The 13,017-nt window shown below is 40.8% G+C and carries 6 protein-coding genes; 2 read left to right on the forward strand and 4 right to left on the reverse strand.

What is annotated here, in order from left to right:
- Positions 1-321 precede the first annotated feature (321 nt).
- Entirely contained in the window at positions 322-978 is a 657-nt protein-coding gene (locus C9J42_RS16660; RefSeq protein WP_107247590.1) for a DUF2268 domain-containing putative Zn-dependent protease, read from the forward strand.
- A gap of 700 nt (positions 979-1,678) precedes the next feature.
- Here the strand turns inward: C9J42_RS16660 and C9J42_RS16665 are convergent.
- On the reverse strand, positions 1,679-6,157 hold the full coding sequence (locus C9J42_RS16665; protein WP_107302181.1) for a hypothetical protein: 4,479 nt from the start codon (positions 6,155-6,157) through the stop codon (positions 1,679-1,681).
- A 626-nt stretch (positions 6,158-6,783) separates the two neighbouring features.
- Here C9J42_RS16665 and C9J42_RS16670 point away from each other — a divergent pair.
- Positions 6,784-8,418, forward strand: coding sequence for a TIGR04141 family sporadically distributed protein (locus C9J42_RS16670; protein WP_107302182.1), 1,635 nt, complete (start codon positions 6,784-6,786; stop codon positions 8,416-8,418).
- Between the two features lie 309 nt (positions 8,419-8,727).
- Here C9J42_RS16670 and C9J42_RS16675 read toward each other — a convergent pair whose 3' ends face one another.
- From C9J42_RS16675 to C9J42_RS16685, 3 genes are all read right to left on the reverse strand, one after another.
- Entirely contained in the window at positions 8,728-10,926 is a 2,199-nt protein-coding gene (locus C9J42_RS16675; protein ID WP_107287328.1) for an immunoglobulin-like domain-containing protein, read from the reverse strand.
- A gap of 501 nt (positions 10,927-11,427) precedes the next feature.
- Positions 11,428-12,261, reverse strand: a complete 834-nt coding sequence (locus tag C9J42_RS16680) for a metal ABC transporter permease (RefSeq protein WP_107208763.1) — start codon at positions 12,259-12,261, stop codon at positions 11,428-11,430.
- Positions 12,258-13,016 carry a metal ABC transporter ATP-binding protein gene (locus C9J42_RS16685; RefSeq protein WP_107208762.1) on the reverse strand — a complete coding sequence of 253 codons (759 nt, stop codon included), beginning with the start codon at positions 13,014-13,016 and terminating at the stop codon, positions 12,258-12,260. The genes C9J42_RS16680 and C9J42_RS16685 overlap by 4 nt, the downstream gene beginning before the upstream one ends.
- Between the last annotated feature and the right edge of the window lies 1 nt (position 13,017).

Here is a 13,017-nt window from a genome sequence, read left to right on the forward strand (position 1 = left end):
TTATCGCGTGAAATAATGTTTTGCAAAACATAGATTTATCTCTTTTAATCGTCTAACCACTATCCCTTTTCCAACTATCCATATTGTCAATAATAGTGATTTACAAGTCAAAACCGCTACCACCGCGTTGGATAACCTCTTTTTTTATAAAACCTGACATATCTCTAAAGTTATAGACAAAGCACTGTGAAATGTCTGTGCTATCGGCTAAAACATTAGCAATTCGCAGAGATTAAATTGTTAATGGTAACAACACAAAAACAACGCCATTAATAGCGGTTATGCCCTCGTTTAAACCCAGCCTAATCAAAGGAGTATGATTTGGCAGTAAAAATTACAATACTTAACGCATCTGGAAAATTAAGCCAATACTCAGACTTATTGGAGCACACGATTGGATGTGCCCTTATTAAAATTGGTGAATTCCTTGAAGTATCAAAGATTGATATTACTGTTTCTCCATTCCAAACAGGGGAAGAATCCCCGTCAGGCTTAGGCGGTTACGCTCTTAGTGAGCATAGAGTCGAGCTGTTAGTGGACAGCTCTCGAGATGATATTGCTGAAATAATAAAGACAGAGCTTCTTGAAGTTCTAGCGCATGAACTTCACCATGCAGTGAGATTAAGTTTTCACATGCCAACAGGCACCTTGTCACAGCAGCTAATAATGGAAGGTTTAGCGTGCCATTTCGAAAATCTGGTGACCAACGGTAAGCCATCGTCATTATTTAAAGAGCTCGATAACTATGATTGGCGCAACGGACTAGAACAAATGAGCCATCTATTAGACACAAAAGACTTTTCATTAGATAAATTGTTTTTGGGCTCACACCCTGATGAGTTCCCGAAATACGCAGGTTACTGGATTGGATACAATTTAGTTGCTGAATATGCGAAGAATCATAATGCAACCGACGCTGAAATGATAAAGCTAGAACCATCCCACTTTTTAAATGATAAAGTGAAGGCGGCTTGTTAAGCGACAGATAAGAATTATGTCGCGTAGCCGATGCCTATCCGACATGTTGGATAAACCCAAGCACTCTGTAAGCAAATATTGAAAATATATAGAAACTGCTCTCACAAAAAGCCAGCCTATACCATGCTGGCTTTTTGTTTATTTCGCTATTGGTAGCTTAATCGTTACCTTGCTCTTATAGCGTGAAATGATGCTTTTCAGATAAGGGCTTTATCTCTCTTGTCATTGCCCCGCCACGCTCTCCGTTCCAACTATCCAAACAAGCAATAACAGTGATTTATAAGCCTAAAACCGCTTGTAGTACATAAGATAGCCAAGTGTTTTATAAAACCTGACGCGCATCTAAATTTCTAGACAAAATACTGTTAAAAATCTGCTTTATCCGTTAAAAATATCGGCAATTATCAGAGGGTGGATTGTTTGTGGAAGTAAGGTTAATAAGGTGAGCAGAGGATCCAATATGTTAAATTCAGCTAATTATTGATCAAATTTATGTAACACGTTTCTGCCCCACCCCCTTGTAAAAAACACCGTTCAAATACTGTTAATTTAATTTTTCCCTACGATAACTAATCTGGATGGTCGGTTCGAGCGTTTAAAAACAAACGCCAGTGAAAAAATTATCACTGGCTTTGTCGTAGTATTGTGGATGGAAATATACTTGACTTGTAATAGCTAGTATCTTTAGCGTTAAGGTGGGCTAGCGTTTTGTATCTTTGTTCCAAGCGACTTTTTGCAAAACTCCTTCCTCACGCCATACAATACCCTCAGAACGACGCCAACAAGACTCATAATTGTTTCCATTAGGCCACGTATTTCGCTCCGCAATCATTACCCACATTGGTTCTATGTCAAATTTGCTAACATAGTCATGAAGAACTTCATCATCAATAACTACTGCAGTTTGATGATCAAAAGGCTCTTGAGCTTGTATCACAACATCACCATGTTTGTTTAACCATTTACTTAGCTCATTTTGAGACAACGATAGTTCAAGTTCATCGGCAAACCATTTTTGTGGCATATAACTCGAAAAACCATCAGGAAGAGATTTATCTAAATGACTCTCCCAATGGTAATTAACTGTAGGTATTGCAAATGTACATTCTTCAGGCCCGTTCCAAAGAGAGTCTGAAAACTTTTCAGATTCCCACGTATTGCGCCAATGTGCTTCACGAAGGTATGGTCCATCCGTAGCCCCTCTCGGTTTAAAGGAATCTACATCAAGATTTTTCTCCCCTTCTAAAAACTTTGCTAGGTTTCTCGCGGTTCCTTTTTTTAGAAATACACAATAAAGGAATCTGAATTCTTCGTATCGCATCCCATGCATGCCGGCTCTCCGGCCTTCATATTTTTCACTAGAACAGTTGAATTCATATAAAACATTCCATTTCTTATCATTTTCATCAGTCCTAAAGATCTTTTCAACTATCGTCAGCGTCGGATCTTCTTCAAAAGGCCACTGCTTCAAATTCTCTTCTATAACTTCGGGAAGCTCAATAATTGGCTCTAACATCCATTTTTCAAGGTGAAGCTCTTGTTTTACGGGTGGTAATATAGTTGGTTCAACATTTCGTCTAAAGTCATGATGGCTATATCGATAAATGCACGGCTTTTCAGCTCCCCACCCTCCTTCAAGAAACCAGTAGTTGTCAGCTAAGCGGGCTTGAATTTCGTCTAAAGCTATTCGTTGGTATTTTTTACCTATCCGCTCTAGGTCATTATCATGTCTTGAGTTACTGGTACCATACCCATCTCTTGGAAAGAGATCTGCGTTCCAACCGAGTTCGTAGGCTCTTTTAGTGACCCATAGTCTGCATTGTTGTATATCAACTGGTTCAAACTCTTCGTAACCTGCGTCTTGAAGATAATCCGACGAAAGTCTTTTCCGCTCGTCTTCACTCAATAAAATTTCTAAATGATTGCGAGCCTCAACTACAACATCCTCGAGTATAGATGCTTCACCTCGGATAACTTCACACTCCAGTTGTCCAAAAAGATTAGCTTGAAAATTAGCATTGGAGGCATCCTCAAAAGCTTCTAGGGCATCTACACGTTCAGCATAGGGGTGTATAACTTCTTCAAAAAAAACTCGTTTTAGTTCTTTCTTAGAGACTGGTTTTGGACTACCGAGAGGAGTAGTTAAAAAATTTCGCACACGACCAGGGATACTGTATTTCCCATAGTCACCCCACTCACTTGAAGCAGAACTAAATATTTCTCTGCCTCCTCTTTCTTCAGCAATTTTCTCTACTTCATCTTCAATCAGTCCAAATGTTGGAGGTTCAGAACCTAGAGGGTGATAGCAATCTTCTAGGTTAATACCTTCACTCAATGCGCACTTGCTATTTGCAAGTTCAATTATCCCCAATGCGTAGTCTCTAGTAAGTAGAGCTACCGGTGGCTGTTTGTCTGCAAAAACTTTGGCGAAAACTTCATGCGAGTAAACATTTAGACGTTCAGAGCTTTGATCGATGCAACAAGCTCCAAAGGCTGCAGCATAGAGTCGCTCTACAACATACGGATCATCGCAATCGTGCAACTTTTCGAGCAGGAAGATAAATATGTTTGAGTTTACTAAAAATAGCGTCGTTAGTGCTTTGGTCGCTCGGTCACGCAATGTCTGGTGAGACGAAGATAAGGACCATACCAAAACTAATGACGCTAACTCCAAATGTTTTAAATCTGCAGTGCGGCTATGCTTTGATAACGCCCATGAGACAATTCTTTCAACTTGATTGAGTTCTTCTCGCGACGCCCAATTAACCCAACGTGTCCAATGACTATCTCTTTCTGGCATTTGCCATTGCTTCAGTCGCTCATGAAGGCGAAGAGCATTAAAAGGATGGTCAATAGTCATTGAAACTTCCAAGAGTAACCCTAGAGGCTCAAAATTGTAGCTATCTAATCGGTTCAGTAATTCTCGCGAGTCATTCGAAAAGGCATCTGCACTCCTCCACTTGAAGCTTTCCGCAAAGCTCTCCTGCAGTGACTGATCTCTTTCCCAATGTAATTCCCAATCGGGTAGGGTTTTAGCAAATTCTACCCCGAGTTTCTCTGGGTAGATTGTGGATAGAGCGCTAACCAATCCTGTATATTTATAGTGAAGACCATGGTCTGGCTTCCCATCATAAAATAGGAAATTCAGAGGAAAGCCCGCATTGAAAGCCGTATTTAACTGTTCCCTAGACACTTTTGAAAGCAAGGATGTCGCCATGAGGTGATCTTGGAACCTCTGAAATGAGAAGCGCACTAGTTCTGATGGGGGATTAAAGGGATCAAAACATTCCGAATAAGGAGGCGGGTCGCGTCTAAATAAACTTGTTTCTATTAATACCTGTAGCCAAGTTTTTCCTTCTGGCGCAGTTCTACCCTTAAAGCTCTCGTCTGCAATTGCTATCGCATCTTCGACTTCTATGAAATCGCAACCATTCATAGCCATCATACTAGCGACTTGACCAACACATTTTTTAATGGAATTTGAAATGGTAGCTGAGTTTTCTGTTTGTATCCCAGTACGCCAACTCAACGCATCGAGATACAGTGCCATAGTTTGTGATATTCCGTTCAACCCGCGAGGAAATTCCGTAAGTCCTTGAGCATGCAAAGCCTCACTAGTCGTTTTTAGGAACAATGGATTGTTGAATTCTGGCGATAACCATGGTGTGTTGGGCCGAGCTATGCCTTTGGTATCAAGGTATCGAATTGCTGCTCGTTCCATCTCCTCTGGAGTGGAAAATCCATTAATCCGATATTTAGGAAGTTTTTCGAGCAAACTATCCGGAACAGCATAAGGAAGATACTCATCACGACAAGAGAAAACTGCTGATAGGTAAGGGTATTTTTGAATCGCGTTAACTATTTCTGGGAGATTACACTTCCAGTAATGTGCACCAACACCCTCGTTGATTGCGTCAAAGAGCAGAATGGTCCGCTCTCCTTTACGTTCGCCAGCTGTATTAAGGGGCCCCAAAACATCATCGACTGTTCTACCCTCTAGGCCACAAATTCCGCCGAATTGCTCCCAAAACACCAACGTAGAGAAACTCTGGCCTAACGTTAGAACTGTTGGTAAACCTGAACGAATTCGCTGCTCTGCAATTTGCCCTAAAATATGAGACTTTCCTGCACCTGCAGGTCCATAAATGACAGCGCACCGTAATGTCTCAGCTATAAAGTTAGAGTCTCTTAAAATTTCGCTTAATGAAGAGCAAGAGGATAAAAGCACTCGGAGACTTGTGCGCACATTTTCAAGTTTGTATTTATCATCCTCAATCAATTTACCTTTATCTACTGAATTGTACTGTCCTTGAAGCTTCCAAACAGCTTCTTGAAGCCGATCTAAAATAATCGCCGTCGCCTCAATGTTCCATTCTTCAGTAAAATCGCGTGTAAACGAACCTTTAAGTTGCACCAGTTCCTGCCATGCATCATTTGCGATTAAAAGTGCGTCGGTATCTGGTGCAAGATCTTTTGAAGAAAGCTCGATAGTGGGAACTCTTGATTCCTCGAGCTCATTGAATACGCCTATCAAACGTTTAGTTGTGCCTGGACCTCGAGCTATGGTGTCAAACAAAGATTCAACAGAGACTTCTACGTGATCGTGAGGGTTGAAACGGTCATCTAACGCTCGTTTCGCTGTACTAATTTGGTCTTCAAACCAAGAATCGTTTAGTACATCACCTCCAAACCAAAACTTGATCAATGCGGCATTCTCTTTTCGAAGGAGCATTTCTTTTAGGGTAGTTTCGGACCAAAGCTCGAACTCAAGGTCAATTGACTTTTCTTTCGCCCAACCTTTCCACTTAATTACTCGTTCGTCCCATTTTTCACGTTGAGATTTGCCACTTACACCTCTCGGGGGAGTCAAATCCTTGGGTATGGCAAAAATATAAGTTTGAAGTTCAGGGTGTACCTTTAGCGCTTGTTTGACAGACTCATCCATTTGGGCCCATTGGGAGTCACCTATTGACGTGAAATACTTCGCTTGATAACCAATTTTACTCCCATCACTTAGAATCCACAGCGCTTCGACACCTCCATCTCCTCCGCAGCCATCGTTCGGTTGGAACTCGAAGCCATTTTCAGGGTTCTCTCGTCTAGCAAGCACACAAATTAGATCTTCAAAGGACTCTCTAGGCCCTTTGTTGAACGCATTTATAGAAGAAAAATCAATCAAGTTTGTATGTCCTTTTCCTGTCTGGGGCTGAGATATCGCGGTTTGATAGATAACAATTAGGAGGGAATGATATATCAAACAACTAGAATACTTTTGTTGATGTAATTCAATTAAATAATCAATAGCCTATATATCACAATTTAGGGTGAGCCTCCTACGATAAGATCAGACCAGTCCCTACTCCAATGGAAGGACTGTTCATCAAGCGAACAAACACTCCACTAAAGACATCTTTAATGATATTGGCGTAACCCATACTTTATCTAATCTTATAGATTAAAAGTCCTAAGAAGCTTTTATCCAACAATGAGCTAGCTATTTGGCATGGGCCAAGACAAAATCGGTTACTGCCCCAAACGAGTTAGACCAAAAATTCATTCATATCATGTTAACGTTATGTTGGATTAGTTTTCTTTATATCAATAGCGTTTTAATGTTCTTTAGTTAAACAGCAATTTTCATTTATTCTCTATGTTTTCATAATAGTAACAATATATTACAACCATCTTGACTCAATTTTCATAAAAGAGCACATTTGCCTAGATTTTTAGTCAATATTTTGAGTGGCGTGAAAGTAACAATATTTATTAATTCACTGTTAGACATCAAATATGGAGTATTCTGCAATGGATGGTGATGATAAAAAGCCGTACATCTTTTTAAATTCATTTCTCGTAAAAGATAAGTATAAAGACCTTGATATCAATGAATTCTTGAAGAGTTCAGCCCAAGTGAACACTTACGAAATTGATAGTCAGCATGAATTAGAGGGAAAGCTTTTCGTAAAAATCCCAACGGAGAAAAAGCCTAAGTGGACTACTTTTACTGAAGAAGTGACAGGTGTAGATCTAGATGAACTGTCGAATAAATCAAGTTCAGCTTTATTAATTATTAAAACCCCAGAAAACACAATGGCTTTTACTTTTGGTTATGGTCGTTTTCTCTTAGATACTAAATATTTTGTGCATGACTTTGGAATTAAAACAGCGCTGAACACTTTAAAGCACGACAGCTTGAGAAGTGTTGACCTATTTACTTTAGATGATCAAGCCGTTCAAAAAAAGTCTCAAGCTGCGAGAGAGTCTGGTGTTGGCGTCTTTGGGATTGATATATCGAAAGATGTATTGAGAGCAGTAACAGGTTCACCTAAAGCAGGTGTCAATTTAAAGAATATTTCGGGAGGCGATTCTGTATTTTCTTTCGGTTTAGAGTTAAAGATTGATGAAATCAGCGATCTAATCTCAACTCTTTCGGATTATTACAACAATGACTCCTACAAAAATGAATTTTCATGGGTAGATAACATCCGTAAGGTTAAAGAATCTTCTGAAATATCAAAACTAGACGATCACCTTGTTAATGCATTAAAAGCCAAGAGCCCTGATGTGTGTGTCACTATTCCTGAATTAGCTGATTGGGATTCTATTTGGGGTTTTAGTTTCACGCGCTCCAAAAATATTATAAAGCCTACAATTGAGACTAACGACTACTATGTAAATCTTGATGTTGCAGCTGTATCGGTCGATTCAATAAAAAGAGATCGACTATTCGTATACGATGTACATGAAAATGAAACAGAACACCAAATATATAAATCTATTTACTTTGAGCATAAATTAAGTGACAAAATATATGTGTTGTTTGCTGGATATTGGTACGAAATCGCTACTGATTTTATGACAAGAATAAACACTACTCTTGCACAAATACCAATTTCTAACTTACCGTTTCCTGAAGTTTATACTTGGAGTGAAGTTGTTGATGGTAAGACAAAAGATAGGATTGAAACCGAAGGTGACTACAATGAAAGGGCTGCCAATTCGCACTCTTATCACCTGCTAGATAAAAAATTAATTAAAAGCAATAGAACGACAACCTCTATTGAACTTTGTGATCTAATGACTACAAACAAGCAATATATTCATGTCAAACATCGAAAAGGTGGCTCAGCTGGTTTAAGTCACTTATTTGCTCAAGGTCGTGTGTCTGCAGAAATATTGTTGGGTGATAAAGAATTTAGAAAAGCAACTAGAAAAGTTCTCAAACGCGTTTGTGATGGATTACAGAACACAGTTTCGTTAAATAATTTTAAAAGTGATGGTGTAGAAGTTGTATTTCTAATACTTGGCGAAGATTCATCAACTTTGAAAGATAATTTACCCTTTTTTAGTAAAGTAAACCTTTCGAAGGCATTTGAAAGTCTTTCACAACGAGGGTTTAGCGTACAAATTGCTGGTGTAGACACGTTACCAAAGCCTTGATGCCTAACATATAAGGATTGTATCGCTCAGCCGACACCTATCCGAAGTGTTGGACGAGCCGAAGACACCTTATATAAGTAAATATTGGAAATATTATAAAGGGTGATGCTGAAAAGTAGAGCATCACATCACCCTTACTTTTTCTTATATCATTCAGTCTAAGTAGAACTAATACTCTAAATGATTTCTGTCCAATAATGACTTAAGTCAGCATGTACGCATAAATACTGTAAAATGCTTTCTCTAAAATAAAATCAAAAAAGCCAGCACTAACATGCTGGCTTTTCGTTTATTTAGCTATCGGTAAGCTTATAGCTTATCCCATGCGTCAGCCCAGTATAGGCTTGAACCCGGTGCGTATGAAGCATTTGCACACCAGCCCGTGTAAGGCCATGGTTTACATTGGTATACGTTACCGTCTGTACCTAATACTTGGTCGCCCGCTTGGTACGCTTTACCCGCTTCATAAGCAGGAACGTCGGTCACTGGTGGCTCAACCGTACCTTGATCTTCTAATACAAACTGGTGACGAGATTCTACTTGCTCACCTTTTGACTGGGCAATCATGCGTAGTGAGTGTTTACCTTCCACTACGTTATTAAGTACCAGTTTAATCGCGCTGTTAGCGGCAAAATCTGCCGTGAAGTTACCGCCGTTAACTGGGTAACCCATTGCGTCAATCACATCAATCTGTACAGAACTTGCTTTGTTCGCGGTGTAATTCAGGTTCAGTGTCGCAGTGCCGTTAGTGATCTTGTAGCTGCTGTTTACGCCAGATAGAGATGCGGTGAAATCTGCTTCTGGTTGTGGTGGTACAACGCCGCCACAGTCGCTATCGCCTGCTTCACGCCAAACACCCCACTCACCCGTTGTGCCTGGTTCTTCACCTTTCGTATACCAACCCGCTAACCAATCTTTACCGTTATGGCTTACTACATCATCTTCAACGTAAACAACATCTGATTTCCACGGATTAGTACATACGATAGAGCCATCGTTAACTACCACGGTACGCTTTACAGTTACCGTCTGGTTTGCGCTGTCTGTGATTGAGTAAACAAGTTCGTATTGACCCGCAACCGCAGTGTTTACAGTGCCAGATACTGTGATGTTTGCTGTTAGATCGCCATCTTCTGCATCCGATGCTGATACACCAGCCATGACATCGAAGTTTTCACCGATTTTCACAACTGCATTTGCCACACCAGCGAAGGTTGGTAATGCGCTAAATACGGTTACTTTACGTGGTGATACGGTTTCATTGTTGTCTGAATCTGATACTGAGTAAGTTAGTACATACTCGCCTACACGTTGTGTATCTACCGAGCCTGATACGTTAATTGCTGATGTTAGGGTGCCGTCTTCTTTGTCTGTTGCTGTTACGCCAGCCATTGCATCAAAGTTTGTGCGGTGCTGAACGCGAGCATCCGTTAAACCCATGATCACAGGTTTACCCGGTTGAACAACCGGTGGCACTTGGCTGTGAATGAACGGGCCGTAAGTGTTAATAAAGCTGCTGTTGTACGCTTGACCTGCTTTATTCGTGCCGATATCCCAGTTGATAGACCATGTCATTACACCACGTAGTGGCTGAGATTGTGCTTCAAGGCGTTTGAATGCATCAAACAAATCTTGTGGGTCTTGTACGTAACCTGTTGCTGCGGCATCGATGTTAGTTGGAATACCAAATACAAGTTTATCGTGTGGGATCTTAGTGAAACCACGAGTACCGTTGATCAATGAATCAGCCATGTAGTAGATGAACTCTTCTTTTAGCGCATCATTATTTTGGGCAATCCAACCAATGCCTTCAATGTAAACGCCGTCACCACCTTGGTTGTAAAACTGTGGGTTGATCCAGTCGTAGTAACCTTCAAGACCTGTGATGTAAGGAATGTATTTGCCCGATTCTGTTAGGTACGGGAATTCTGGCGCCATGGTGATAAGGAAGTTTTTACCTTGTGCACGGTAGTGATCTTTAACCATACGCAGTGCCGCTGGAATAACGGTTTGGTTATCCGCCGCATCAATCGCTGCTTGCTCAAGGTCGATATCTAGACCATCGAAACCGTATAAATCTGTTAGACGAATGATTTCATCAGCGAATGCTTGCTCATCGCCTGTTTTCATTTCAACGTGCGCATCAGCGCCACCTAGTGCGATAAGCACAGAGCGACCTTGATCGTTAAGCGCTTTAATTTGGTCGATGAATTGCTGCTCGGTTAAACCCGTTTCCGCATCTAAATGAAACGTCGGAATACGGCCTTCAGCCACGTCGTAAACTTTCATGAAAGAAACATCAACCACGTTATACATTGGGTTAATGTCTTTTAGTGACATCGCAGGTGCATTACCCATTTTATAACCTTGGCCGTCAGCCCAGTTATGCCAGTAACCCACAACAACCCCGCCTTCAGGGTTAACCATTTTGTCACCCGCGTGAGCGGTAAAGCTAATTGCGCAAGACAGTGCCACTGCACTCAATGCAAATAGAGATGTTTTTTTCATGTTATTACTCTTAAAACGACATTGGATAGGCATGTATCTTTAATAAAAGTGCCTAAGATGCGTGGAGCATAACGGAGCTTGTGAGAATCCACAGTGGTGAGATGTAACAGAACATTATTACGGCACGCGGGATCGGTCTTTGATTGGTTCAAATTTGTGACATAGCTATCGTTATTTTTTTGGCGACACCAATATAGAACAGCGTTCAAAATTTAGACCTGCTTTCAGAAAAATATTTTTTTTGGTTACCAACGATACTTTTTTGACGCGAAGAAGATCAAATCAGCAGATGACTAATAACCTAAAGAAATTAAAAACAATAACTTAATGCTAACTGCGAATATTTACTCGTTACACTTTGTAACATTTACTGTGCAATTACGCAGAAATCTACCAATCATGAATGTAAAAAGCGTGGGTGACATGGGAAAAACAGGAAGAGGATAACGAGGGTATAGAAGTAGGTAGCAAGTAGAAGGGGCGCTTCTACTTGCTGTACCATTACGCGGCTTGAACAGCGCCTTTTTTGAAGAATTTCAGGATTTCTTTAAGCCCCAGTTGCAACGCTAAACAAATAGACGCGGTAACAACAATGGTGGCCCCTGACGGTAGATTCATCTGGTAAGAGAAAATCAACCCCGTTAACGTAAAGCCAAGGCACCATAAAATACTGTGGCACATCATGGATAACATCGATTTTGTATATTGCGCCGCCATGTACGCTGGCATGGTTAGCAGCGCCATCACCAATACAATACCCACCACTTTCACTAAGATAACGCTGGCAATTGCCACCAGCACTAATAATGATAAGTACATGCGTTTTACTTTAACGCCTTTACTCTGCGCAAAATCAGCATCAAAAGACATTAAGACTAGCGAACGATAGTTATAAATCGTATAAGCACCAATGATGAGTACACTGCCCCCCATCAGATATAACGTCGAGACTGGAACAGTGAGAATACTACCAAACAGGTAACTGCTTAAATCTGCCCCATATCCCGGCGTTAACGCCATTAAGATGATGCCGATTGCCATGCCTAGCGACCAAATCAGACCGATAAAAATATCTAACTGCTCTAGTTTACGCTGACTTAGCACCCCTAATAACAAGGCATTAATCGAAGTAAATACCAAGGTTGTTGGCATTACCGCAGTGCCTGCATAGAAAGCTAACCCCACACCGCCGTATGCTGTGTGAACAATACCACCAGAGAGAAATACTAATCGATTGGTCACGACTAATACGCCAATAATGCCGGCAACAATGCTAACCAGCACTGCTGCAATTAATGCATGTTGAATAAAGTTATATTGTAAGAGCTCGATCATACTAAAGCAGGACTTGTTTTGTGATTGGTTGTAGTTGGCTGAACAAGATCTTGAAGAAAATGGCTGTTCACGCCGTATAAGTGTTGCAACATATCAGACGTTAATGCCTTACTCTGCTGCACTTTCATGGTTTGGTTTAGCCCTAAAATCACATCAATCTGATACTCTAAAATCCCCATATCATGGCTTACCACTAATACTGCAACATCTTTGGGCAGCGCTGATATCAAGGCAAAAAATTGTGCCGTCATGCTTGGATCGACATTACTGGTTGGCTCATCAAGGATTAATAACTTAGGTTGGGCAATCAACGCCCTAGCCACTAATACACGTTGACGCTGCCCGCCGGAAAGGTCTTTAAACAGCGTATTTTCTATATGCTCGATATGCATTTGTTGTAATGCTTGGGTTAATAAGGCTGGCAGCGATGCCTTATCTTTTAGCTGCTCTGCATTGGCCCCCATTAATACTACGTCTTTTACTGTGACGGGTAATATTGGATTCAATTTATATTGTTGAGGAACATACCCAATAAGCGCTGGATGGCGACCGGGACGGTCGCCAAACAGTGCGAGATTGCCCTGATAACCCGATAATATGCCCAGTAGTAGTTTGACTAATGTCGTTTTACCACCGCCATTGGGTCCAAGTAATGCACAACGTTGACCTTCGTAAAGCTCGAAGTTTATGTCAATTAATGCTTGATGGTTCTTATAAGCAAAACTGACATTCTGTACATCCACAATCTTTTTCATT

The organism is Photobacterium sp. GB-56 (assembly GCF_003026105.1).
In the GTDB taxonomy this organism is placed as follows: Bacteria; Pseudomonadota; Gammaproteobacteria; order Enterobacterales; family Vibrionaceae; genus Photobacterium.

What these genes read in the sequence shown, in the direction of transcription:
- C9J42_RS16670 (WP_107302182.1), top strand. Translation starts at nt 6,784, where the DNA reads ATGGATGGTGATGATAAAAAGCCGTACATCTTTTTAAATTCATTTCTC.
- C9J42_RS16675 (WP_107287328.1), bottom strand. Translation starts at nt 10,926, where the DNA reads ATGAAAAAAACATCTCTATTTGCATTGAGTGCAGTGGCACTGTCTTGC.
- C9J42_RS16680 (WP_107208763.1), bottom strand. Translation starts at nt 12,261, where the DNA reads ATGATCGAGCTCTTACAATATAACTTTATTCAACATGCATTAATTGCA.
- C9J42_RS16685 (WP_107208762.1), bottom strand. Translation starts at nt 13,016, where the DNA reads ATGAAAAAGATTGTGGATGTACAGAATGTCAGTTTTGCTTATAAGAAC.